The 26,034-nt window shown below is 57.8% G+C and carries 18 protein-coding genes; 13 read left to right on the top strand and 5 right to left on the bottom strand.

Features of this window, described 5'->3' with window-relative positions:
* Positions 1-109 precede the first annotated feature (109 nt).
* The 12 genes from E3W21_RS12030 (at position 110) to E3W21_RS11975 (ending at position 15,862) form a co-directional block, all read left to right on the top strand.
* Positions 110-1,849 carry a protein-disulfide reductase DsbD gene (locus E3W21_RS12030; RefSeq protein ID WP_134419935.1) on the top strand — a complete coding sequence of 580 codons (1,740 nt, stop codon included), beginning with the start codon at positions 110-112 and terminating at the stop codon, positions 1,847-1,849.
* A gap of 131 nt (positions 1,850-1,980) precedes the next feature.
* Positions 1,981-2,433 (top strand): type II 3-dehydroquinate dehydratase, encoded by a 453-nt coding sequence (gene aroQ, locus E3W21_RS12025; protein WP_129438831.1) that lies wholly within the window; start codon positions 1,981-1,983, stop codon positions 2,431-2,433.
* Between the two features lie 46 nt (positions 2,434-2,479).
* Positions 2,480-2,941 (top strand): acetyl-CoA carboxylase biotin carboxyl carrier protein, encoded by a 462-nt coding sequence (gene accB, locus E3W21_RS12020; protein ID WP_008153753.1) that lies wholly within the window; start codon positions 2,480-2,482, stop codon positions 2,939-2,941.
* Positions 2,942-2,958: 17 nt separating this feature from the next.
* The gene (accC, locus tag E3W21_RS12015; protein ID WP_008153754.1) at positions 2,959-4,317 is read left to right on the top strand and encodes an acetyl-CoA carboxylase biotin carboxylase subunit; all 1,359 of its coding nucleotides are present in this window, start codon (positions 2,959-2,961) and stop codon (positions 4,315-4,317) included.
* A gap of 155 nt (positions 4,318-4,472) precedes the next feature.
* Positions 4,473-6,014, top strand: coding sequence for a Fic family protein (locus E3W21_RS12010; RefSeq protein WP_134419933.1), 1,542 nt, complete (start codon positions 4,473-4,475; stop codon positions 6,012-6,014).
* Positions 6,015-6,183: 169 nt separating this feature from the next.
* Positions 6,184-7,062, top strand: coding sequence for a 50S ribosomal protein L11 methyltransferase (gene prmA / locus E3W21_RS12005; RefSeq protein WP_129438833.1), 879 nt, complete (start codon positions 6,184-6,186; stop codon positions 7,060-7,062).
* Between the two features lie 30 nt (positions 7,063-7,092).
* The gene (locus E3W21_RS12000) at positions 7,093-8,301 is read left to right on the top strand and encodes a DUF3426 domain-containing protein (protein WP_134419931.1); all 1,209 of its coding nucleotides are present in this window, start codon (positions 7,093-7,095) and stop codon (positions 8,299-8,301) included.
* Between the two features lie 185 nt (positions 8,302-8,486).
* Entirely contained in the window at positions 8,487-9,497 is a 1,011-nt protein-coding gene (gene dusB, locus E3W21_RS11995; protein WP_008153758.1) for a tRNA dihydrouridine synthase DusB, read from the top strand.
* A complete protein-coding gene (fis, locus tag E3W21_RS11990; RefSeq protein WP_007907419.1) occupies positions 9,494-9,814 on the top strand; it encodes a DNA-binding transcriptional regulator Fis in 321 nt (106 codons plus the stop codon). The genes dusB and fis overlap by 4 nt, the downstream gene beginning before the upstream one ends.
* A gap of 81 nt (positions 9,815-9,895) precedes the next feature.
* The gene (gene purH / locus E3W21_RS11985) at positions 9,896-11,503 is read left to right on the top strand and encodes a bifunctional phosphoribosylaminoimidazolecarboxamide formyltransferase/IMP cyclohydrolase (RefSeq protein ID WP_134419929.1); all 1,608 of its coding nucleotides are present in this window, start codon (positions 9,896-9,898) and stop codon (positions 11,501-11,503) included.
* A gap of 189 nt (positions 11,504-11,692) precedes the next feature.
* Positions 11,693-12,988, top strand: coding sequence for a phosphoribosylamine--glycine ligase (purD, locus tag E3W21_RS11980; protein ID WP_134419927.1), 1,296 nt, complete (start codon positions 11,693-11,695; stop codon positions 12,986-12,988).
* Positions 12,989-13,087: 99 nt separating this feature from the next.
* Positions 13,088-15,862: a hybrid sensor histidine kinase/response regulator gene (locus E3W21_RS11975; RefSeq protein WP_134419925.1), complete on the top strand. Its 2,775-nt coding sequence runs from the start codon at positions 13,088-13,090 to the stop codon at positions 15,860-15,862.
* Between the two features lie 22 nt (positions 15,863-15,884).
* Here E3W21_RS11975 and E3W21_RS11970 read toward each other — a convergent pair whose 3' ends face one another.
* From E3W21_RS11970 to E3W21_RS11960, 3 genes are read right to left on the bottom strand one after another with little or no spacing between them, the layout of a single operon-like run.
* The gene (locus tag E3W21_RS11970; RefSeq protein ID WP_129438843.1) at positions 15,885-16,526 is read right to left on the bottom strand and encodes a hypothetical protein; all 642 of its coding nucleotides are present in this window, start codon (positions 16,524-16,526) and stop codon (positions 15,885-15,887) included.
* Positions 16,523-17,251, bottom strand: a complete 729-nt coding sequence (locus E3W21_RS11965; RefSeq protein WP_129438844.1) for a hypothetical protein — start codon at positions 17,249-17,251, stop codon at positions 16,523-16,525. The genes E3W21_RS11970 and E3W21_RS11965 overlap by 4 nt, the downstream gene beginning before the upstream one ends.
* A 59-nt stretch (positions 17,252-17,310) precedes the next feature.
* Positions 17,311-18,087: a hypothetical protein gene (locus tag E3W21_RS11960; RefSeq protein WP_166793823.1), complete on the bottom strand. Its 777-nt coding sequence runs from the start codon at positions 18,085-18,087 to the stop codon at positions 17,311-17,313.
* A 267-nt stretch (positions 18,088-18,354) separates the two neighbouring features.
* Between E3W21_RS11960 and E3W21_RS11955 the strand changes: the two genes are divergently transcribed.
* The gene (locus E3W21_RS11955; RefSeq protein ID WP_007937197.1) at positions 18,355-18,951 is read left to right on the top strand and encodes a MarC family protein; all 597 of its coding nucleotides are present in this window, start codon (positions 18,355-18,357) and stop codon (positions 18,949-18,951) included.
* On the opposite strand, the gene E3W21_RS11950 is transcribed toward E3W21_RS11955, so the two are convergent.
* On the bottom strand, positions 18,920-20,032 hold the full coding sequence (locus tag E3W21_RS11950) for a hypothetical protein (protein WP_134419921.1): 1,113 nt from the start codon (positions 20,030-20,032) through the stop codon (positions 18,920-18,922). The genes E3W21_RS11955 and E3W21_RS11950 overlap by 32 nt on opposite strands.
* Positions 20,019-26,012 (bottom strand): TcdA/TcdB pore-forming domain-containing protein, encoded by a 5,994-nt coding sequence (locus E3W21_RS11945; RefSeq protein WP_166793820.1) that lies wholly within the window; start codon positions 26,010-26,012, stop codon positions 20,019-20,021. The genes E3W21_RS11950 and E3W21_RS11945 overlap by 14 nt, the downstream gene beginning before the upstream one ends.
* Between the last annotated feature and the right edge of the window lie 22 nt (positions 26,013-26,034).

The following is a 26,034-nucleotide window of genomic DNA, read 5'->3' as shown; positions in this document are numbered from 1 at the left end:
TGGGAGCGGGCTTGCTCGCGAAGGCGTCAGAACAATCACCACAGGACTCGCCCTGCACACCCCGCGACTGTCCGCTATCATGCCCTCACTTTCGATACGCGAGATTGTCATGCGCCGTTTGCTCTGCCTGTTGTTTTTAGTGCTCGCCCTGCCGGCCACCGCCGCCGGCTTGCTGGACAGTCGACCCAGTTCGACGCTGGGCTCGATCAACAACAGCGCCGACTTCCTGCCGGTGCGCGAAGCCTTTCAGCTGAGTCTGGTAGACAGCACACCGCAATCGATCAAGCTGCGTTTCGTCGCCACCGAGGGCTATTACCTCTATCGGCACCGCTTTCAGTTTCGCGCCGAACCCGCCGATGTTGGCCTCGGTGCAGCGCAACTGCCCAAGGGTGAACAGAAGCACGATGAGTACTTCGGCGATGTCGAGGTCTACCACGGCATTCTCGAAGTCGAACTGCCGCGCACCGATCAACGCGCCTTCACCCTGGTGGTTACGTATCAGGGTTGCGCCGACAAAGGCTTGTGCTATCCACCCGAGACCGAGCGCCTGAGTATTGATGGCAGCGCAGGCGCGCCCCCGGCCTGGAGCTGGCGCGAACTGGTGCTGTTCTTCCTCGCAGGCATAGGCCTGACGTTCACACCGTGTGTGCTGCCGATGCTGCCGATCCTGTCCGGCGTGGTGTTGCGCGGTCAGGTGGGGGGTTTGCGCGGCTTCAATCTGTCCCTCGCTTATGTGCTGCCAATGGCCGCCTGCTTCGCCCTGCTCGGCGCGCTGATGGGGATGTTCGGCGCACAACTCAATCTTCAGGCGCGGCTGCAATCGGCGTGGGTGCTGGTGCCGTTCGCGATGTTTTTTGCACTGTTTGCCTTGGCGATGTTTGGCGTCTTCGAACTCAAGCTGCCTCACGCTATCAGCAGTCGGCTGGATCGGATCGCCGGTCGCACCGAGGGTGGTTCGTTGTGGGGCGCCGCCGTGCTGGGCGTGGTTTCCAGCCTGTTGGTGTCGCCCTGCGTCTCGGCGCCGCTGGCCGGCGCGCTGCTGTACATCAGCGCCAGCGGCGATGCATTGGGCGGTGGTCTGAAATTGTTCATGCTCGGCCTTGGCATGGGTGCACCGCTGTTGCTGGTTGCCACTGGTGGCGCCGCTTGGCTGCCGAGAAGCGGACCCTGGCTGATCTATGTGAAAAACGCGATTGGCGTTTTATTGCTGGGGCTGGCGATCGGTCTGCTCAGTCGAGTACTGCCGGGCCAGATCACGTTGCTGCTGATCGGCTTGTTGGCCGGTGGCGTCGGGTTGTTCATGGGTGCGCTGGAGTTCGTCTACAAACCGCCGAGAAAACGCCTGGGCCAGTTGCTGGGAATGTTCCTGCTGTTTTATGCGCTGGCGTGTTGGTATGGAGCGTTCAGCGGCCAGACCGATCCGCTCAATCCAATTGGCCAGCCGCGCACGGTTGCCGGCAATGAGCAACCGCAAAACACCAGCGCATGGCAAACCGTCAGCACCCCGGCAGACCTGGACCGCGTCCTCGCCGAAGCCAAATCATCGGGCACCCCGCTGCTGCTCGACTGGTACGCCGACTGGTGCATCAGTTGCAAAGTCATCGAACATAAGGTGCTCAACGACGCCACGGTCGTCGAACGCCTCAAAGGCTATCGACTGATCCGCTTCGACATCACTGCCAGCAACGCCGAGCAACGCGCCCTGCTCGACCGCTACAAACTGTTCGGCCCGCCAGCGCTGATGTTTTTCGGCAAGGACGGCGTCGAACACGCCGATGTGCGAGTGATCGGCGAGATCAACGCCACCGACTTCGCCGAACGTGTTGCGAAAGCAAATGACCGGATTTAATAACCCGGTCACATATTTCGCGCAAACATCGGCCATCGTGCTGGCTATTGCATAGAACTGGACAGTCACAAAGGCTTTGCGGCATAGTCGCCGGGTTCTGACAATTGCACACAGATAACAAGGAACAGCAGATGGCGACGCTACTGGTTCTGCACGGACCCAACCTGAACATGCTCGGCACCCGTGAACCGGGCACCTACGGCGCTACGACACTGGCGCAGATCAACCAGGACCTGGAACGCCGTGCCCGTGAAGCCGGCCACCATTTGCTGCACCTGCAAAGCAACGCCGAGTACGAATTGATCGACCGCATCCACGCTGCCCGCAGCGAAGGTGTGGACTTCATTCTGATCAACCCAGCAGCTTTTACGCACACAAGTGTCGCATTACGTGACGCGCTGCTGGCGGTGAGCATCCCATTCATCGAAGTGCATTTGTCTAACGTGCACAAACGCGAACCTTTCCGCCATCACTCTTACTTCTCCGACGTAGCGGTGGGAGTGATCTGCGGCCTTGGCGCCAGCGGTTATCGACTGGCCCTGGAGGCCGCACTAGAGCTGCTTGAAAGACAGGCAACGGCTTGAACAACAAGCGTAACGCCCCTGACCGACCCTTGGGAGTTGATGATTCATGGATATCCGTAAAGTTAAGAAACTGATCGAACTGCTGGAAGAGTCCGGCATCGACGAGCTCGAGATCAAGGAAGGCGAAGAGTCCGTACGCATCAGCCGTCACAGCAAGACCCCGGCTCAGCAGTACTACGCACCGGCTCCAATGCATGCTCCGGCGCCTGCGCCTGTTGCTGCTGCCCCGGTTGCTGCCGCCGCACCTGCTGCTCCGGCCGCGCCAGTTCTGAACGGTAACGTTGCCCGTTCGCCTATGGTCGGCACCTTCTATCGCAAATCTTCGCCATCCTCGCCGTCCTTCGTTGAAGTCGGCCAGACCGTGAAGAAAGGCGACACCCTGTGCATCGTCGAAGCCATGAAGATGATGAACCACATCGAAGCTGAAAGCAGCGGTGTGATCGAATCTATCCTCGTCGAAGACGGCCAGCCGGTTGAGTACGACCAACCGCTGTTCACCATCGTTTGAACCGCGGAGAGACTTTGATGACTGCGAAGTTGGAAAAAGTTCTGATCGCCAACCGCGGTGAGATCGCCCTGCGGATCCTGCGTGCCTGCAAAGAGATGGGCATCAAGACTGTCGCCGTTTACTCCAAGGCCGACAAAGAGCTGATGCACCTGGGTCTGGCAGACGAATCCGTCTGCATCGGCCCGGCCTCGGCCGCGCATTCTTACCTGCACATCCCGGCAATCATCGCCGCGGCTGAAGTGACCGGCGCTACCGCCATTCACCCAGGCTACGGTTTCCTTGCGGAAAACGCTGATTTCGCTGAACAGGTCGAGAACTCCGGCTTCGCGTTCATTGGCCCGAAAGCCGACACCATTCGCCTGATGGGCGACAAGGTATCGGCCAAGCACGCCATGATCGCTGCGGGCGTTCCAACCGTTCCGGGTTCCGACGGCCCACTGCCTGAGGACGAAGAAACCGCTCTGCGCATCGGTCGCGAGGTCGGTTACCCAGTGATCATCAAAGCCGCTGGCGGCGGCGGTGGTCGCGGCATGCGCGTTGTGCATAAAGAAGAAGACCTGATCTCCTTCGCCAAACTGACCCGCACCGAAGCAGGCGCGGCGTTCGGCAACCCGATGGTCTATCTGGAGAAATTCCTGACCAACCCACGCCACGTGGAAGTTCAGGTACTTTCCGACGGCCAGGGCCACGCCATCCATCTGGGCGACCGCGATTGCTCGCTGCAACGTCGTCACCAGAAGGTGCTCGAAGAAGCGCCGGCACCGGGCATCGACGAGAAAGCACGCGCAGAAGTCCTCGCACGCTGCGTCAAGGCTTGCATCGATATCAACTACCGTGGCGCGGGCACTTTCGAGTTCCTGTACGAGAACGGCGCGTTCTATTTCATCGAAATGAACACCCGCGTTCAGGTTGAGCACCCGGTATCGGAAATGGTCACCGGCATCGACATCGTCAAGGAGATGCTCAGCATCGCCGCTGGCAACAAGCTGTCGTACACCCAGGAAGACGTGGTTATCCGCGGTCATGCACTGGAATGCCGAATCAACGCCGAAGACCCGAAAACCTTCATGCCGAGCCCAGGTACGGTCAAGCATTTCCACGCACCAGGCGGCAACGGCGTTCGCGTCGATTCGCACCTGTACAGTGGCTATGCCGTTCCGCCGAACTACGATTCGTTGATCGGCAAGCTGATCACCTACGGCGCAACCCGTGACGAAGCGTTGGCGCGCATGCGCAATGCGCTGGACGAAATCGTTGTCGACGGGATCAAGACCAACATCCCGCTGCACCGCGACCTGGTCCGTGATGAAGGCTTCTGCAAAGGTGGAATCAACATCCACTACCTGGAACACAAGCTGGCTGGCGAAAAGCACTAAGCTTCGACCCAATCAACAAAGCCGCCTTCGGGCGGCTTTGTTGTTTCTGAAGGCTTCACCCGTCCCTGCGGGGCTAATCTGACAGGCACCGGTCTGTCCGGGCTGGCTATAATCGTTCTCTTATCAGCGCAACGCCGATGAACCAGAGCCAGCCCATGCCTGAAAAACTGCCCATCAATCTCAACGATCTATTGCGCCAGCGGACAGTCGAGGGTGAGCGAATCGAATACAAATCAGGTTGGAATCCTGATCCGATCATTCGCACGCTCTGCGCTTTCGCCAACGACTTCGAAAACCTGGGCGGTGGTTACGTTGTGATTGGGCAGGATTGCGATGCCAATGGTCAGCCGATCTTTCCTCCACAGGGGCTTTCCGATCAGGTGCTCGATAAGATCCAGCTCGAACTGCTAGCGGCTTGCCAATCAATTCAGCCTGCTTACTTTCCAGTGTTGAGTATGGAAGAGGTCGAGGGTCGCAAGTTAATCGTGCTATGGGCGCCCGGCGGGCAAAATCGCCCCTATAAAGCTCCGGCCGCTGTGACAGCCAAACACAGAAGTTTGCATTACTACATCCGTCGCTACAGCAGCACGGTGGAAGCCAAGGGCGAAACCGAACAAGAACTCTTGAGCCTTGCTGCCAAGGTGCCTTTTGATGATCGCTTCAATCTGGGCGCTCGTGTCAGTGATCTGTCCAAACCTCTAATGCAAAGCTTTCTGCAAGAAGTGGGCAGTGCCTTGGCCGAGGATGCAGCAGTTCTGTCTACCGAAGCGCTAGGGCGACAAATGAACGTCGTGGGAGGCCCGACCGAGTCGCCATGGCCTAAAAATGCAGGCCTGATGTTCTTTAGCCCAGTCCCAGAGCGATTCTTCCCCGGCACACAGATTGATGTTCTGTGGTTTCCGGAGGGTGCTGGCGGTGATCGCTTTGACGAAAAGATCTTCAAGGGGCCACTGGCAACCATAACCCGCGAATCACTGGCCTATATCCAGCGCAACTACCTGCATGAAACAGTGATCAAACACGCAGACCGCGCCGAAGCTACAAGGATCTGGAATTTCCCCTTCGCAGCAATTGAAGAGGCGCTGGTCAATGCCGTTTATCACCGGTCCTATGAAGAACGCGAACCGATTGAGGTCCGCATCAGCCAGGAAGAATTGGTGATTCTGAGCTTCCCGGGGCCAGACCGCTCGATTCGAATGGAGGACCTGCGAATAGGTCGCGCCGTGAGCCGCCGCTACCGTAACCGGCGAATTGGTGAGTTCCTGAAAGAACTGAGTCTGACCGAAGGCCGCTCGACAGGCATCCCGAAAATTCTCAAGGTCATGGCGGTCAATGGCTCACCTGCGCCACTATTTGAAACCGACGATGATCGGATTTCGTATGTCGTACGGCTTCCAGCGCACCCTCAGTCACAGAGAGCAGATGCAACAACCATGGAAGTCAACATGGAAGTCAGCATGGAAGTCGCTTCGGTGCTAAGAGCCATTGAAGGCAACATGAGCAGGCTGGAACTTCAAACCAGAATGGGCCTGAAAAACGCTGACTACTTCCGCAAGGCTTACATACTGCCAGCCATGGCCGCCGGGGTGCTTGAAATGACGCTGCCTGAACGCCCCAACAGCCGCCTGCAACGCTATCGTCTGACAAACAAAGGCCTGCAATGGCTCACAGCCAATAATGCAGGGCATCAGCATTAAGATGTGATCCAGACCAACAAAGCCGCTTTCGAGCGGCTTTGTTGTTTCTGAGGGTTTCATAATGTGCACGCGAGCAAGGCCGCTCCCACAAAAGCCCCGCGCTCGCGTAAACTTGCGCGCTTCTCGCAGCCCGCTAGGCTGCAATCAATATTTTTCAAAGGTGCCCGCCATGCCTTGGCTGCAAGTCCGTCTCGCCATCAGCCCAGAACAAGCCGAAACCTTCGAAGACGCTTTCCTTGAAGTGGGCGCCGTATCGGTGACGTTCATGGACGCCGAAGATCAGCCGATCTTCGAGCCGGAACTCAACACCACGCCGCTGTGGTCGCACACGCACCTGCTGGCCCTGTTCGAAGGTGGCACCGAAGCCGCCACCGTGCTGGCCCACCTTGAGTTGCTGACCGGCAGTCCGCTGCCCGAACATCACAGCGAAGTCATCGAAGACCAGGATTGGGAACGCAGTTGGATGGACGGTTTCCAGCCGATGCGTTTCGGCCAGCGCCTGTGGATCGTTCCAAGCTGGCACGCTGCGCCAGAGCCTGACGCGGTGAATTTGCTGCTGGATCCGGGCCTGGCGTTCGGCACCGGTACACACCCGACTACCGCGCTGTGCCTGGAATGGCTCGACGGCCAGGACCTGAAAGACTGCAACGTATTGGACTTCGGCTGCGGCTCGGGGATTCTGGCGATTGCCGCCCTGTTGCTGGGTGCCAAGGAAGCCGTCGGTACCGATATCGACGTGCAAGCCCTGGAAGCTTCTCGCGACAATGCCGGGCGCAACAACATTGCCGAAGCACTCTTCCCACTGTATCTGCCGGAAGATCTGCCGCAGGTTCAGGCCGACGTGCTGGTGGCCAACATTCTTGCCGGCCCGCTGGTTTCCCTGGCGCCGCAATTGTCCAGCCTGGTCAAATCCGGTGGTCGTCTGGCGCTGTCGGGCATCCTCGCAGAGCAAGGTGAAGACGTCGCCAAAGCCTACGCCCAGGACTTCGATCTGGACCCGATCGCCAATCGCGATGGCTGGGTGCGCATCACTGGCCGTCGGCGCTAGAATGAGCGCCTGCATAAACCGGATCGCCGCATGACCGACAGCTTCGTCACCCAGTGCCCGCATTGCCAAACCAGCTTCCGTGTCAGCCATGCTCAATTGAGCGTGGCCCGCGGAGTGGTTCGTTGCGGCTCGTGTTTGCAGGTGTTCAACGCCGCCAAGCAGCTACTTGAGCAACGGGCCGGCAAGGACGTGATCACGCCGGCTGCCCCGGCCATCGTCGAACCGCCGGAGCCGCGAGCCATCAGTCAAAAGCAATGGACCGCCGCCGAGCTGGATCTGGACAGTCTGGACCTGGACGAAGAGCTCGCTCGCCTCGAACAACGGGAGATCCAGCCGACCACGGATTTCGGCCGACAGCGCGAAGACAACCTGAGTGCCAGCCGGGATACCGTCGAGCACGAAGAAGCGCCGTGGCCCGACAGCCTGTTCAGCGAATCGGCTGCCGATCGTGCGCAGACCACCGAAGCCGACTTGCCAGAGCTGGAACTCGATCCGAGCAAATATTCGCGCACCGAACCTTCGCTGTCCCTGGAACCGGTGGAGCTGGACGACGAGTCTCTGCCGCCACAGCTGCGCCTGCACGACCCACTCGACGCACCGATGCATCACGAACGCCTGTCGGCGACCGATGATATCGACGACGATCTGCCCTCGATCGAACCTGTGCGCAAAAAGCGTGAGCCGGCTGTCCGCGCTGAAGCTCTGCAAGACCTGACCGATGACCCACTGCAACTGGACTGGCAAAAACGCCGTTCACCCTGGGGCCGCCGATTTTTCTGGCTGCTGTTGATCCTGCTCGGCGCCGCCGCGCTCGCCGGCCAGTACATCGCCTACCATTTCGAGGAGCTGGCGCGTCAGGACCAGTACCGTCCGTGGTTCCAGCAACTGTGCCCGCAAATCGGCTGCACCGTGCCATCCAAAGTCGACATCGCCAAAATCAAAAGCAGCAACCTGGTGGTCCGCAGCCACCCGGACTTCAACGGTGCACTGGTGGTCGACGCGATCATCTACAACCGCGCGCCCTTCTCCCAGCCGTTCCCGCTGCTGGAGTTGCGGTTTGCCGACCTCAACGGCCACCTGATCGCCAGCCGTCGCTTCAAACCCGGCGAGTACCTCAACGGCGATCTCGAAGGGATGGCGGAGATGCCTCCGCAAACGCCGATCCACATCGCACTGGATATCCTTGATCCAGGCTCCAAAGCGGTGAATTACAGCCTGAGCTTCCATTCGCCCGAGTGAAACGGTTCAGTGTTACGGCTTTGACGGCATATTTCTGACTTTGACCGCTCATACCAAACCGCTGGCGATAACAGAATAACTGTTCAGATTTTGTTCAATTCAGCCTTTATCCAGTCATCGAGAGCGGGTATCATGCCAACCCTTTTTCGAACTCTCATGATCCGACCCCACAACAGGGAAGTCCTATGTCGGCGGTACGCATCGGTCCTTACACATTGCACAACGGCTTGATTCTCGCCCCGATGGCGGGGGTCACAGACCAACCCTTTCGTCAGCTGTGCAAGCGACTGGGCGCAGGACTTGTAGTCTCGGAAATGGTCACCAGCGACATGAGCTTGTGGAACACCCGCAAATCGCGGATGCGCATGATCCACGAAGGTGATCCCGAGCCCCGCTCGGTACAGATCGCCGGTGGTGATGCACAGATGCTGGCGGATGCGGCCCGGGCCAACGTTGAACTGGGCGCACAGATTATTGATATCAACATGGGCTGTCCGGCGAAGAAGGTCTGCAACAAGGCCGCCGGGTCCGCGCTGTTGAAGGATGAAGCACTGGTGACCGAGATCCTGCAGGCCGTAGTGGCTGCGGTTGATGTGCCGGTCACCCTGAAGATCCGCACCGGCTGGGACCGGGACAACAAGAACGGCCTGACCGTGGCGAAGATCGCCGAGCAGGCAGGCATTACGGCGTTGGCTGTCCATGGCCGCACCCGTGCCGATCTGTACACCGGCGAAGCCGAGTACGACACCATCGCCGCGATCAAGCAGGCCGTGTCGATTCCGGTCTTTGCCAACGGCGATATCGATTCGCCAGAGAAGGCCCGGTATGTGCTCGATGCGACCGGTGCCGATGGCCTGCTGGTAGGCCGGGCCGCCCAGGGGCGGCCATGGATTTTTCGTGAGATCGATCACTTTCTGCGTACCGGCGAGAAACTCCCGGCACTGGAACTGATCGAGGTGGAACGCATTCTGCTAGAGCATCTGGCTGCGCTGCACGTCTTCTATGGAGACGTCATGGGCGTACGCATTGCTCGAAAGCATGTGGGCTGGTATCTCGCAACCTTGCCGGGCGCCAGGGAGTTTCGCGCCCACTTCAATCGTTTGGAAGATACGGAAGCACAATGCGCCAACGTTCAGGGCTTCTTCGCCGAACGTTACAAGAGCCTGACAGGGGACGGAGACGAGGTGGCCGCATGACGATGATGACCGAGACTTTAGTGAGTGGAACAACACCCGTGAGCGACAACGTGAATTTGAAACAGCACCTCAATACGCCGAGCGAAGAAGGTCAGACCCTTCGCGGGAGTGTCGAGAAGGCGCTGCACAATTATTTCGCCCACCTTGAGGGCGCTGCCGTCACGGATGTGTACAACCTGGTGCTCTCCGAAGTCGAGGCTCCCCTGCTCGAGTGCGTGATGAACTACGTCAAGGGCAACCAAACCAAGGCCAGCGAGCTGCTCGGGCTGAACCGAGGCACGCTGCGCAAGAAACTCAAGCAGTACGATTTGCTGTAAGCATTCAATCAAACCAGAAAGGCGCCCGCGTAAAAACGGTCGCCTTTTTTGCTGACTCCTTTGCTTTTGATGGAAATTGAAATGACCGACCAGACTACCCGCCTGCCGATCCGCCGCGCCTTGATCAGCGTTTCCGACAAGACCGGGATCCTCGAATTCGCCAAAGAGCTTGAAGCCCTGGGCGTCGAGATCCTCTCCACCGGCGGAACTTTCAAGCTGCTGCGCGACAACGGTGTTGCCGCAGTGGAAGTCGCGGATTACACCGGTTTCGCAGAAATGATGGACGGTCGGGTGAAAACCCTGCACCCGAAAATCCACGGCGGGATCCTCGGTCGTCGCGGTATCGACGACGCCATCATGAACGAGCACGGCATCAAGCCGATCGACCTGGTAGCGGTCAACCTGTACCCGTTCGAAGCGACTATCAACAAGCCAGGCTGCGACCTGCCGACCGCAATCGAGAACATCGATATCGGCGGCCCGACCATGGTCCGTTCGGCTGCAAAAAACCACAAAGACGTGGCCATCGTGGTGAATGCCAGCGACTACACCAGCGTCCTCGAAAGCCTCAAGGCCGGCGGCCTGACCTACGCTCAGCGTTTCGACCTGATGCTCAAGGCCTTCGAACACACCGCCGCCTATGACGGCATGATCGCCAACTACATGGGCACCGTGAACCAGGCGGCTGACACCCTCAGCACTGAAGGCCGCAGCGAGTTCCCGCGCACTTTCAACAGCCAGTTCGTCAAGGCTCAGGAAATGCGCTACGGCGAGAACCCGCACCAGAGCGCGGCGTTCTACGTTGAAGCCAAGCCTGCCGAAGTTGGTATTGCCACCGCGACCCAACTGCAAGGCAAAGAGCTGTCGTACAACAACGTGGCCGACACCGACGCCGCGCTGGAATGCGTGAAGAGCTTCGTCAAACCGGCCTGCGTGATCGTCAAGCACGCCAACCCGTGCGGCGTGGCCGTCAGCCCGGACGCCGAAGGTGGCATCCGTCAGGCTTACGAACTGGCCTACGCCACCGACACCGAGTCGGCGTTCGGCGGCATCATCGCGTTCAACCGCGAGCTGGATGCTGAAACCGCCAAGGCTATCGTCGAGCGTCAGTTCGTCGAAGTGATCATCGCCCCGTCCGTCAGCGAAGAAGCTCGCGCTATCGTGGCGGCCAAAGCCAACGTGCGCCTGCTGGTCTGCGGCGAGTGGTCGGCTGATCGCGCTGCTGCGTGGGACTACAAACGCGTCAACGGTGGCCTGCTGGTGCAGAGCCGCGACATCGGCATGATTGGCGCCGACGACCTGAAAGTCGTGACCAAACGTGCCCCGACCGAGCAAGAGATCAACGACCTGATCTTCGCCTGGAAAGTCGCCAAATACGTTAAGTCCAACGCCATCGTCTACGCCAAGAACCGTCAGACCATCGGTGTCGGCGCTGGCCAGATGAGCCGAGTGAACTCCGCTCGTATTGCTGCGATCAAGGCTGAACATGCTGGTTTGCAGGTGGCAGGCTCGGTGATGGCCTCCGACGCGTTCTTCCCGTTCCGCGACGGCTTGGACAACGCAGCCAAGGTTGGCATTACCGCAGTGATCCAGCCAGGCGGCTCGATGCGTGATGCGGAAGTGATTGCCGCTGCTGATGAAGCCGGCATCGCCATGGTATTCACCGGCATGCGCCACTTCCGTCACTAATCAGACAACGGCCGCACTGAAGCCGGCATCTGCTGCGTTGGAGCCGACCTCGATGATGCTCATTGCCAAAAGGCAACTCCGCTCATCGAGGTCGACTCCGCCTTGCATCTACCGACTTCATTGCGACCTCCTACGGCGTGAAGCGCTTTAGGTTCTAAAACAGAATTAGCGTCATCCGAGGTTTTTGAAATGAATGTTTTGATCATTGGCAGCGGTGGCCGTGAACACGCCCTGGCCTGGAAAGTGGCTCAGGATCCGCGCGTGCAAAAGGTTTTCGTGGCTCCGGGCAACGCCGGCACCGCCATTGAAGCCAAGTGCGAGAACGTCGCTATCGACGTGCTGGCCCTTGAACAGCTGGCAGACTTCGCCGAGAAGAATGTTTCCCTGACCATCGTCGGCCCGGAAGTGCCGCTGGTCGCTGGTGTCGTCGATCTGTTCCGCTCCCGTGGCCTGGATTGCTTCGGTCCGACCGCTGGCGCTGCTCAGCTGGAAGGTTCGAAAGCCTTCACCAAGGATTTCCTGGCGCGCCACAAGATCCCGACCGCCGATTACCAGAACTTCACCGAGATCGAGCCTGCCCTGGCTTATCTGCGTGAAAAAGGCGCACCGATCGTGATCAAGGCCGATGGCCTGGCCGCCGGTAAAGGTGTGATCGTTGCCATGACGTTGACCGAAGCCGAAGACGCCGTACGCGACATGCTCGCGGGTAACGCATTCGGCGACGCAGGCTCGCGCGTTGTGATCGAAGAGTTCCTGGACGGTGAAGAAGCCAGCTTCATCGTCATGGTCGACGGCAAGAACGTATTGCCGATGGCCACCAGCCAGGACCACAAACGCGTCGGCGACGGCGACACCGGTCCGAACACCGGCGGCATGGGTGCTTACTCCCCTGCACCGGTCGTGACCGCTGAAGTGCACAAGCGCGTCATGGACCTGGTGATCTGGCCAACCGTGCGCGGCATGGCCGATGAAGGCAACGTCTACACCGGTTTCCTGTACGCCGGTCTGATGATCGACAAAGCCGGTAACCCAAAAGTTATCGAGTTCAACTGCCGTTTCGGCGACCCTGAGACCCAACCGGTGATGCTGCGTTTGCAGTCGAGCCTGGTGTTGCTGGTCGAAGCGGCGCTGGCGCAAGCCCTGGACAAGGTCGAAGCACAATGGGATCCGCGTCCGAGCGTCGGCATCGTGCTGGCGGCTGGCGGCTATCCTGGTGACTACGCTAAAGGCGTTGCCATCAACGGTCTCGATGCAGCTGCAGCACTGGAAGGCAAAGTCTTCCACGCTGGTACTGCACTCAAGGACGGTCAAGTGGTGACAGCCGGTGGTCGGGTACTCTGCGCCACAGCAATGGGTGCCAGCGTCGATGCCGCTCAGCAGCAGGCTTACAAGCTGGCGGCCAAAATTGACTGGGATGGCTGTTTCTATCGCAAGGACATTGGCTACCGTGCCATTACCCGCGAGCGTGGCGAAAATCAGGAATAAGAGCGCCATTGGACCAGGCAAGGGCTTCGGGCCCTTGCCGGACTATTCCGGCGCCGCGCATAGTTATATTCTGGCATCAACCTACGAAGGGATTTCGCCGTGCGCTGGCTCAGGATTGCCATAGGTTTCACCGTCACTCTGCTGACCTTGCTCTGCATGCTCCCGGCCCAGGCCACGCAAGGCAGTGGCTGGGCGGTATTGCTCGACGAACAGGGTGACCTGCAGCTCAGCGACATCCGTTCCGCTCGCTACACCAATCAATTCAGCCCCATTGAACTCGACCGCCTCACCGCCGCCGAGCCCGATGGCGCGTTATGGCTGCGTTTCAGACTCGCTCCCGGCAAGCATGAACAGTTGCTGCGGGTGTTTGCTCCCGACCTGTCGCACCTCAATCTGTATGTGCTGGACGGTGACACGCTGATCGAGCAACTGAACACCGGCACCGGCCAGCCCCAGGCTGAACGGCCACTGCCCAGCAGCGACTTCATGTTGCCGCTGCCGCAAAACGAAAAACCTCTCGACGTTTACCTGCGACTGGTCTCCGACCATCAGTTGAGGCCTTACATCACCCTGCAGTCGGCGGTCATGACCGCGGCCAATCAGAATCAGACGCTGATCTACGGACTGTTGTTCGGCTGTATCGCGATGCTGATCCTGCACAGCCTCGTCCGCTACGCCTATACCCGCTCACGCAGCAGTTTCTGGCTGGCCGGATGCGAAGCATTGTTGATGCTCAGCCTGTTGCTGTTGCTGAATCTGGCAGGGCCTTGGCTGCCGAACTGGCACGCGGTGCAGACACCCGGCGCCTACCTCGCCTTGCTGCTGACGGCACCGTGCGGCCTGATGTTCGCCTATCGTTTCTTCGCCCCACTCGGCCCGCACCCGCTGAACAAGCTGCTGCTGGGGGACATTCTGTTCATCGTGGTCTGCGGCTTGCTGCTGTTGTTCGTCAACACGCTGCCGCTGAACATCATGACCTACGCCCTGGTCGCTCTGGCAGGCCTGAGCATGTTGTTCGTCAGCGCCTATCACTGGCAAAAAGGTTATCGCCCGGCGCGCCTGTTCGTCGCGGCGATGGTGGTGTTCAACATTGGCACTCTGATCATGTTGCCGGCACTGCTGGGATTGACCCTGGTCGCACCGCAGGGCTTGATCATGACGCTGCTGGGGTTAATCTGCATCAGCGGCGTGTTGATGAGCATTGCGTTGAGCGAACGTCAGCGCAGCATCACCGAAGACCGTTTCAGCGTCAGCCGCGACCTGGCCGCCAGCAACGCCGAGATCAACGCCAAGGCCGAATTCCTGGCAAAAATCAGCCACGAAATCCGCACCCCGATGAATGGCGTGCTGGGCATGACCGAGCTGCTGCTGGGCACACCGCTCTCGGTCAAGCAGCGCGACTATGTACAGACCATCCACAGTGCCGGCAACGAACTGCTGACACTGATCAACGAGATTCTCGACATCTCCAAGCTTGAATCCGGGCAGATCGAACTGGACGATGTGCAGTTCGACCTCAACGCACTGATCGAAGATTGTCTGAGCATCTTCCGCGCCAAGGCCGAACAGCAGAACGTCGAGCTGATCAGCTTTATCCAGCCGCAAGTGCCGCGCGTCATCAGCGGTGACCCTACACGCCTGCGCCAGACCCTGCTGAGCCTGCTGGAAAACGCCCTGAAGAAAACCGACGAAGGCGAAATCCTGATCGTCGTCGCGCTCGATGAGCGCAGTGCCAAACCGCGCTTGCGCATTGCCGTGCAGGACAGCGGTGAGCCGATGGACGCCGAAGAGCGCGACGCATTGATGCACGCCGAACTGCACAGCAAGCACTTCCTCTCGGCCACCCGTTTGGGAGGCAACCTGGGGCTGGTGATCGCCCGTCAACTGATTCGCTTGATGCAAGGGGAGTTCGGGGTCAAGAGCGGCGCCAATCAGGGCAGCACCTTGTGGCTGACCCTGCCGCTGGACCCTGACCGCCTCGAACACCCGACGTCGGACCTCGATGGCCCACTGCAGGGTGCACGGGTATTGGTGGTGGACGATAACGACACGTGTCGCAAAGTGCTGGTGCAACAGTGCAGCGCCTGGGGCCTGAATGTCAGTGCCGTAGCGTCCGGCAAAGAAGCGCTGGCGCTGCTGCGCACCAAGGCTCACTTGCGCGATTACTTCGACGTGGTCCTGCTGGACCAGAACATGCCCGGCATGACCGGCATGCAACTGGCCGCCAAGATCAAGGAAGACCCGAGCCTGAACCACGACATCCTGCTGATCATGCTCACCGGCATCAGCAATGCGCCCAGCAAGATCATCGCGCGCAACTCCGGGATCAAACGCATCCTCGCCAAACCGGTGGCCGGGTACACCCTCAAGACGACATTGGCCGACGAGCTGAACCAGCGAAACAAAGGCCTTTCCATCTCGCAACACCTGCCCACCGGCCCGACCTTACCGGTGAAGGTGCCAAGCGATTTCCGCATCCTGGTGGCCGAAGACAACAGCATCTCGACCAAGGTGATTCGCGGCATGCTAGGCAAGCTCAACTTGCAACCGGATACCGCCAGCAATGGCGAAGAAGCCTTGCAGGCGATGAAAGCCCAGCGTTATGACCTGGTCCTGATGGACTGCGAAATGCCGATCCTCGACGGCTTCTCCGCGACTCAGCAATTGCGTGCCTGGGAAGTCGGTAATCAGCGGATTCGCACGCCGGTGGTGGCGTTGACTGCGCACATCCTCGCCGAACACAAAGAACGTGCACGCCAGGCCGGCATGGACGGGCATATGGCCAAACCGGTCGAGCTGTCGCAGTTGCGCGATTTGATCGAGCATTGGGTTGGGCAGCGGGATCAGCAGAACCGCACAGCGTCGACCATCTGAGAGCCCTCGGGCTAACGCTCGGTCAGATGTCCAGAGCACTCAAGTATTTCAGGGACTGGGACACCACAGACTTCTTTACCTTCTCCCGAAACTCGGCGTAATGAAGCGTGTTGAACGTGATCGTGGTTATCTGTTCGGTGCTTTTTTGCTCAAGCGATTCATTTTTGCTGAACAGGAACCGAGAGATGTTTCGCAGTATCGAAAACTTGCGGTGATAGACCGCCATATCCACCTTGTGCGCGCCGTTCTTCACGCAAGGAATCATCTGAAAGTAGGCGATATCTCCCTTCAGGATCGTGGACTCAAACGTTTCGAGCGCCAGCGAATTGCGCTCCAACTTTGTCAGGGCGCGGCTGATGGGTATGGAAAATCTATCACCGATGGATTCCCGGATACGTTGTATCGCCTTGCTGCCCATCGGAGCGGCAGGCCCGGGCGATAACGTTTGAGGTGTGGGCACATCCCATCCCACAAAACGGAGTTGCCTGCAGTAGTAGTCGAACCAGTCTCCCGATAATCCATTCTTAATTGCATCGCGCGTGACTCTTTGTGCAAAAGCCGTGCTCATGTAGACGTCTTCGCGGTGCGACGCAGGCAGATCGCTGGCGAACGACACGATACTGCCGCCAACCACCGCTGCCGGTGGTGCAATCAGATCCGTCATGACCGAATCTCCTCTGGCTGCGTGGTGCTGCAGGCATCGTCGTGCAGGGTTAACGTTGCAACATTGGTCTCGATCCGGTCCTTGACCTTCAGAGCAATTTGAGCCCGTACAGGGGCATATACCGTTTCCGACAGATTCGCCCGGACGTAACGGCGGCTAATGATGCCTTGTACATCTTCGCCCCAATAGAGATGCGCCAACGGGTTGGAACTCAGCAATTGATGGGTTTTGAGCTCGATACAAACACTGCTGAACGAAGTCGGTGTTGGCGCCACGATCACCAGCAAACGAACATCCATCGCAGGTGCCGGCACCTCGATAGACTGCTTTTCGGACACTTTTTGCATATGGCTGCGCAACAAGTTGGTTGCCGGGTTGATGTCCGATTCGTTGACAATTTTTGACAACACTTCGGCAGTCACATGCCCTTCATCTGCCCCCACCTTGGACATCGCTGCGGCCGCCCACTGAACCGCCGACTCAACGCTCTCTGAAGGGAGATTCAAGTCTTCGCGCGCTTTACCGCGCCACATCCAGATACCATCCAGAACTTTTATGTAGGTGTCATACCAACTCACACCCGGCTCTAGTTCTGTTTTTTTATTGGCTGCCAACTGTGCATACAACACCGTATTGACCATATCATCATAAGTGGTCAGATCCTCTGATTCGGGCACCATCAAAACCGCAGCCCCGACAATCAATACTGAATAATCACATCTCATTTAAATACCTCCACACAGAGAAGGACAGTCGTTATTTCGACCGCCCTTCCAGGCATCCATCAAATGTCGTATTCGAGTTTATCAGTCGAGTACTTCACAAGTTTCGATGCAATCAATTCTCGAGTAGCCGCAGCCAGCAGATCATTCTTTTCGAAAGCTGTCTCACCGCGATACAGACCTACGTTACGAACATCCGTATCGACGAACATTACTTTTGTCGATGAATTCCGGCGTGTAAAACGTACTGCGCCAATGGCAAAAACAGTCGTACCGTTAACATCGATACACGAGCCGGTCGTTACTCCACCCACACCTTGTTTCAGCAAGTTGCGCTCATAAAGCGTCATTGCGGTATCGCGTTTTTGCAGGGCGGCAATCGCATCACCCGCGGTTTTCAGCATCAGTGCAGTAGCCGGGCCCGGTACCGTAAGGCCAGCGACTACCGAAGCAAGGATCTCCAGCACCAGCTTGTCCATGCGGACACTGGTTCCCGACACGTTCAGATCGTTGTAGTACTTGCTGATGGTCATCCAACCCGTTTCACCCATGACTTTACAGAACAGCGCGTACCATTCTTTACCCTGGTGCTCCAATGGAAACTTTTTGTTTGCCACAAGCGACGCATAGTGAAAAGCATTCTGCGCGTCACTGCGGTTAATACCGGTGAGGTTACCGCTAAAACTAATGAGGCCTTCGCCTACGACCGATCCTTTCGACGGCACTTCAACTTCTTCACCCGACACAAACAAACCACGAGGTCTAATAAGCAGTGGCTCACCCAGATCATAACTCTGTAGTTTCTCTATACAGGCAGCAATATGACTTTCACTAAACATATTATTCACAATTTCTTCCTTATCGACATTAATGCAAGCTCCTCATGAACTTGTCGAAAAGAACAATAAACAAACAAACCAACTCAGACAAACCAAAACATGTAACTTCATATACAACACCAACCCAACACAACTAACCAATCAAACTCAACCCAACTAAATACAAGTCAATAAAATCAATTCCATACCTTTTCAAACTCAACACCCACAGACACTTGACCAACTGATAGACTCCGACTCACCCGTCTCTGGATGCGAGCCGAAACCATGCTCCATGTGTTATTCAGCGTTTACCTGAAAATGCTAGTGCTCTACAGCCCGTTCTTCGTGTTGTCCTGCTTCATCAGTCTGACCCGCGGTTATTCGCGCAAGGAACAACGCCGGCTGGCCTGGAAAGTGGCCACCGCCACGCTGGTGTCCAGCGTGTTGCTGTACCTGTTCGGGCGAGTGATTTTCAGTGTCTTCGGCATCACCGTGGACGCGTTCCGCATCGGCGCCGGCAGTGTGTTGTTCATCTCGGCGCTGGGCATGGCTCAGGGCAAGTCGGCAGTGCAAACCGACAACGTGCAGCAGGACGTGACCATCGTCCCGCTGACCATTCCCCTGACGGTCGGCCCCGGCACCATCGGCGCCTTGCTGGTGATGGGCGTGAGTCAGCCGCATTGGGACGACAAACTCACGGCCATTCTCAGTATTGCCCTGGCCAGTTTCACGGTCGGCGTGGTGCTTTATCTGTCCAACCGCATCGAGCGCATTCTCGGTGACCAGGGTTTGCAGATCGTCAGCCGGTTGATGGGGTTGTTCGTCTGCGCATTGGCGGCGCAGATCATCTTTACCGGAGTGAAGGGCTATCTGGTTCCGTGACGCCCACCTTCGTCATTAGCGCGGCGAGCTGCCTGTCCTCGCCATCGATGGCCAGTGCCTGCACCAACTCATCAAGGGTTACGGTCATTGTGGTGCCATGAACCTGCAGACTCAGACTCATCGAACGGCGCGCGGTCAAATCGTCGGGGTGATTGCGCAAGATCAGGCTGTGTCCGGTATTCGGGTCGGTGAGCAGCAACTGCCTTTCAACCAGGCTGACCCGCCACACATCCTGCGGCCCGGTATCCAGAATCAATGTGCCAGGCATCAGTGACTCAGCACTCAACGAACGACGACAATCAACCACAATGCATTCAAGCCGCTGCCAGACAGTACTCGATACGTTGCAGCTGATCGCTCTGGGCCCATAACTCAAGATCAACTGGGTAACGCCGTCAGGTATCAACGGCATAACGTCATTGAGCTCACCCTGAAATTCCAGCATCAACACCTCGGCTTCACGACGTGCAACGCTGTTCTCCAGCCACACATCCCTCGAAGCGCTGTATGTCCGTTGGCTGGGCGTTTCATGGAGCAAGGCAACAGTTTTGTTTCGAACACCCAGCAGTCGGGTTTCCAGGCTCGTATTGACCTCACCCACCACACGATCGATGCCCTCGACGTACCATTGGTAGCCCAAGTAACCGCCAACCGATACAAATGCTTCGTGGGGATGCTTGCTCACCAGCGCCTTCAACGCGTGCCTCACACCCGCATCGTAAGGGTCATTCGTACCCTGTTTTGCCAGAACCCAGTCTCCCGTGACGCCGACAATAAGTGCCGGTTCACCGAACATCATCTCGAGTTCAACCCCTTCAAGCGTCCGCCCTCGCAGACCGGGGCCATGTGTCCATACCTGCGCAAAAGACCATTCGGGCCAGACCTTTTGTGGAACAGGCAACAGGTCCTGCCGCAGAAGCTGCAGACCATTATCAAAGAGTGTCGATAGTTTTTCAGGCTCAAGGAACGCTTGGCGGTAAAGTTGCCCAACGGAAACATCCAGCAGCCAGCCCGCCTCCTCATCTGGCGTCGTTGCCACCAACTGCACTACCTTGCCAGGGCCCACATCAGCAATCAGCAATCAGCAATCGATGGTCGACGTACCAGGCACACAGTTTTTCATCCCGTACGCCGTTACCCAGACCAAGAATCGAAAAGCTCGACGCTTGATGCGCCTTCGCAAGCGCCTCAACGTCGGTCCAAAACTCAAAGCCAAGGCCCAACGGCCCTCTGGCATCCTCCAGCCAGTCTTCGTTGACTCCGGCCAGCTGCGACTGCCCTTGCTCGTTGATATCGAAATACAGCCCGTCCCTGGTCAACGCAACGTAGCGTTTTTCATTGGCGATGATTTCAATCACATTCCAGGGCCCGATAGGCTCAGCCTGGGCATCCACACCGGTGACGGTCATCCCGATCTTCTGGCGATAGAGGGTCCGATTGCGCTTGTCAAAGAACAGGACGGTATCGCCCGTGCTGGTCGCGGGTGTCAGCAACATCGGGCTGACCGCGCCGCCCGGCCCCTCAACCTGCGGCACATTGGGACGAATCACCAGGCCATCGGCAGCACGGACCCACGTGCTGACCGGATCCTTTCTGCCCTGTGTCAAAGGTGTTATCGAGACAAACGCCGCTGGCTGATAATCCACGACTTTCACTTGGGTCAAAGGCCAAAGTTTCGAGTCCTTGACCAGCAGTTCGTAATCCCACAAGAAGTTCGACCACCCCGGCATGGCGCCCTTGAGCAGCAGGTCTTGCTGACGGTCGGTCAGATGACCTGCAATCGCCAGCAGCAAGACTTCGTCCTCACCCAACAGGTAAACCACCTCGGCTTCACGCCCAGTGCGCTGGGTCACTTGCTGGACAATCCGAATGACCCCCTGCCCCAGGACCTGGAACACCGAAATGCTCGAACCGGGCACCGGATCCATCAGCCTATAGAATCGATTGACCCGCCCGGTGACCACGTCAGAGCGCCAGATGAGTGCTTCCCGGGAGCAATAGAAATACGCCTGCCCACCCATAACCGCGCCCAGCCTGGCTTGGTTCGCCAGTGCTGATGGGAGGTCGCGAGCGTAGATAAAACGATCACGGGCCTGCTCATAAAAAGCCGTGGTGAGTTGTGGTTCTTGTGGGTCTGCGAACGGAACCGGGAAATTCTGTACCGCTGTGAACGGGCTGGCCAAACGATTGGCGCGGGCCAGTTTCCTGACTCGGGCCTGGATATTCGCCGTGTCGACAGTCGGGTCGCTCTCCAGCTCTTCGAGCAGCAATTGCTGTTTCGCCCAGTCAACTCGAAACGAGTGATGCGAAGTCTGGATAACCAATTCAGGCGTACCCATGACGTGAACGTCGACAGCCCCTATCTTCAAAAGGCCTTCGCCGACAACGATATCCTCTTCGCTCAACCAGAGCGCACGCAGCGTCCAGGCCATGGGGCGAGCCTTCTGTGCCAGTGACAGATTGACCGAACGCACGCCCGGAGTGAGTGTCAGCGCGCAATGACCACCCACCCCTTCAATCCTGTAAGACAGCTTGCCGTGCAACATCTTGGGCAGCTCGGGCACCAGCAACGAACGCGGCTCCTGATCCAGCAAGACACTGATCGTCGTCTCGCCTTCTATCGGATTCAAGTCTCGCATGATGTATTCGGAGGGGAACTTGTAAAAGGTAAACCAGAACTGGCGATTGCCTGCTGCGTCGTACTCCAGCTTCAGCGCAGTTTCAAAATGCTCGGAACGCGTGGTCGAAAACGGCAGGGCCGAGTAATCGAAACCGAACCAGGTGTTGGCCACACACGGCAGGACAATGGCCTGAAAGGTCGTCAAATCGCCAATAGCCGCATGCTCCGGCAACTCGAGGTGTTGTCGAATGTTGATGGCTTTCGAACGATCAAGATTGTGATTCGGCGGGTGCAGCGCAGAGGTGTTGGCCGATAAAATTTCCTGACTGCCGAACGTCAGTCGCTGGTTGCGTAAATCAATCTCGCGGATGAGCGCATAAGGGTTCGGATAAAACACGCCCTCCCTGATCGAGTGACCGCCCGAGCGATACGCCTTATCGACGCGGTTCAGGTACTGACCGATCCGCCGTCCTCGCTCCAATGTGCCGTTGAACCCTTCGACCAGCGCGCTCACGCCAATGGCCAACCCGCCCAGAATCACACCGGCCCCGCCAAGAAACGCAGCCGCCGTACTGGCACCGGCCAGGCCGGCGCCTATGCCGGCCACAGACAGTGCCAACCCCGCCGAATCGAACGCCAACTGTGTGCCGTATTGCGCCTGTTGCAGATCGTCCTTGGCATTGGCCAGCAGATAGATATCGAAACCCAGAGTCGCCAGTTGCATCACCGTGGCCAAACCATCCCGGGCAATATGTCCCAGCGCATTGACCACTACCGAGGAGGTGGTCCGGGCCACCAGCGGTGCATCGTTTAACGCCACCCTGAACAGTTTGACCAGATCCACGATGTCGAGCAGATTGCCATGGGCCAGTTGCGCGTAACTGAGGTACCCGTGCATTCGCACGGCAGTCGTCAGGCTCCGGTCTTCATTGATGTCGCTGATTTGCTCATGGGACTGGAGCGCCACCAGCAGCGCCTGAACCGTAAAAGCCGCATTCAAGGTATGCACGGCGCTGACATCGGTCGGGTCAACCTTGCCCGGTATGGACGGCTTGACCGACAGCGTCTGGAAGGTCTCCGTCAGGTAGGAGCGGATCCGCGACAGAACTCCGTCGGTGCTTGACACTCTGACGGTGAGCGTGGGGTCCTTGAGATTGACCAGGCTGATTTCATAGTGTCCACCCGATACCTCTCGCACACTGTCGAACACCGGAACAAAGTCTCGCCCAAGGTTACTTTCCGCGTGGAGGCGATCAGCGCTGTGCTGAATCTGCTGCGCCCAGTGACGGGCGTCCAGTTCGTTCAGTCCACGCCCCAGTCGGGCGTTTTCCGCCAATGAACGGGCCCGTAACGCAGCGTGATGTTCCCATGGTGCCACCGTTACACCGGTGCTGATCGGATCATGGCTCAGCAAACCCGACACATTGATCTGCGACGGCAGCGCCAGATCGGCGATACGTGGGCCATTGAGGTCGACGAGGTTGAACGTCGCTTCCGTCAGGTGACTGATCTCATAGAGTTTGGCCAGCTCAGGAATGCTCAGAAACTGCTCAAGAGCACGGTGCAGGTCCTGCGCCTGGTCAAATCCGAAGACACCGAAATTCGGATCGTAGAAGCGGTAGGTACTCGACTCGCCGTCGACGATTTTTGCCACCAGCATGGAATGGCTTTCGGTGTTGAGCATCAAGGTACTGGTGGAAGTCCTGGTATCCAGTGTCTGCATGACCTGATCCAGCCGGGACGCTCCTGATAAAGTGCCCGACCGCGCCATTGGCACAGTTCGCAGCTCATCGAGGGTTCGCAGAAACGCATGGGTTTCATTGGCATCGGGTGCAAGGTTCGCATTGGCCAACCGGCCGCTCAAAGCGTCCACGGCTGCGGGGCCCTTTTCGATGGCTGCCGCCATGGCCAACACCAGTGGATAACAGCGCCTTCCGGGATCGCCTTCACCCCTGACCAGTAATCCTTGAGGCATCAACCTCCCCGTCGAAGCACCTTGCGCGATGAAGGTTTCCAGCACCGTGGCGCTGCGCTGAAAGATGTGGTGACGCAGCTCGTATTGGGCCTGAAACCTGATGCGGGCTATGTGCTCGCCCCATTGGCGCAACGTCAACGGCTTCTCGAACGCAAGGGCCTTGAGCACCTGAGCGCTGTTCTTCGATGGCTCAACCGTTGCCTGGGCAGCTGCAAACCCGGCTTCGAATGCAGGATGCCTGCGTGCGAGCAAGGCCTGCTCGATGGCCATATAACGCTGGGCGAAACCCAGGTCGGCGGTGCTCTGCGCGAGGGTTCGGGTGTGCTGCCAGGCATCGTCGAACCCGGCATTATCCAGCGTCTGCGCGCCGAACAGCCCACCGAGTAGTACTCGATGCACCGGGCTCAGTTGATCAAGCGGCAGAGAGCCGTGGCCAATACGGACAATCATTTCATTCAAGTTACCGATCGGCTCAAAACCGTGCGAGACCGGAAGTTCGACACGGGCTTGCGCCAGGATCCGCTGACGCTCATCGAAGCTCAGGGACCAAGGCTTATCGAAGCTCAGGTCGCCACTGAGTTTTTCGTTCATGGCCCTGATGAAGGGGCCTCCCAGGTCATCCACCCATTGCTGCAAGATGTCGGTCTGTAAAACCGGGCGGCCTTCAATCACAGGCCAACCCTTTTCAAACGTCATAAGCTGACCTTTAAGCAGCTCAGTGATGTTGCCTTTGAAATGGGCCTTATAGCCGCCCTGGCCCGCTTTTGTTGTTTCAAGCTCGAACCAGGCCGCCTCAGTCCTGGCATTGTCTTTCCAGCTGTGATGGGTTTCTTCTTCGGTGGCGAGGTTAAAGCCGTCGAACAGGTCAACCTTGTCGCTGATCAGTTGGCGGCTTTCAAGCACCGCATGGTCTTCGACAAAGTCACCCAAACCGCTGGATACCGCCGTCGGCCCGCTCATCGCAATGGCCGATTGGGCACCGAATTTGATGCCATCGGCATCATAGTCATTGATCGCCTGCAAAAAACTGTTGAGGCTTTGCAGATTTGCCTTCCAGCTTGAAATCGGACCGTGTTGTTTCTCCAGCTCCCGGATAATCAGATCGGGAAATGCCTGGCGATCCTGAAGCGATACATTGCTGCTCAACGCCTGCGCAACGACCCGGTCCAGGAACTGATAGTTGCTGCGAATTTTTTCCATAACGGCGGCGAGTTGCGCAGAACCCGCATGACCACTCAACAGGGCATTGGATAATCCGTTGAATGGCGTCTTGATTTGATTCGTCATCGAATCAGGCGTGTTTTTATTACCGACACGCAGACCGTTCGACGCAACCATGACGTCATTGAACGGGGCAAAAATATCGCTGAGGGACGGCATGCTTTTGGCAAATGCTGTTATCGCCTCTCTGTGTTGTTCAGGCACCTTGGGGCGAAAATCCGCATAGGCCTGCCCCCGATTCGGAAGGATTGTCGGGTTGTGATCGAACAATACCTGCATCACACCTATACGTTCTTCGGCACTGAAGGCGGCGAGATCCACACCACCGAGCACTTTATGCAGAGACGGCAGCAAATCAGCATCAAGATAGGTTCCACTCTCGACGTTCAGAACCTGTAAACGTGTGATATCGGATGCCGCCGCCAGGTTGGTGCGAAACGAAATTTCGCGTTCATAAATATCGAACAACGGTTGATCGATAAGCTCTACGTGAATGTCTCGATGGGCAACTTCCACGTGTTGCAGAGATTGAAGATTGCGGGCCTTGAGCGCCTTGAGCGCACCTTCATCCTGGCCATAGGCACTGACTAAAAGATCGATCCGCGCCTGATCGGCACTCCCGCCCGCCTGGGTGACAGTCTGGATATGCTCGAACATCTGCTGTCGCAACACTCGAGTTCGCTCGATGTAACGACGGGCCAGCGCAGCAGGCGTATCGACTGTTCCTTGTGGCGCAGAAATCGTCCCCAGCGCCTTGGCTGACTCGACGATGATGCGATTGGTCTCATGGGCCAGCAAAGCATCGCTGTCATACCACAGGTTGAGGCTGTAACCCTGCGGGGCAAGCATTTGCCGCCAGACATTGATGTAGTCTCCCTGAATAGCGCCAATACCGCCGCCCACCCAGACAAAGTGCAACTTTTTAGGGACGGGTTTGGCAGTATTCAATAGTTCGACCGTTGTACTCAAACGCAGTAAATAGTTCGTCAATTTATCCCGGACTTTTTGCAGTGTGGCAGCCGAACCTTTCGGGTTTATTGATTCGAGCGTTTCCTTCAACAGACTTATCGGCGTCAGTTGGGCCTCCAGACTCGACGCTTCGGTAGCACCATCGAAGTAACGCAAGGCCGCTGCGTGCTCCGGCATTTCTTTGAAGCCGCTCAACGCAAACTCCAACTCGCGGCGATCAAACGGCGTGGAAAAAGTGTCAGTCTGATTCAGTGTTCCGGTAGGTGTACTTTTCATTTTCATATCCATATGAAAAAAG

Origin of the sequence: Pseudomonas sp. F01002, assembly GCF_004402115.1 — a bacterium.
In the GTDB taxonomy this organism is placed as follows: Bacteria; Pseudomonadota; Gammaproteobacteria; order Pseudomonadales; family Pseudomonadaceae; genus Aquipseudomonas; species Aquipseudomonas frigoris.
The sequence above is the reverse complement of the archived record's forward strand: the minus strand, read 5'-3'. Positions and strand labels throughout refer to the sequence as shown.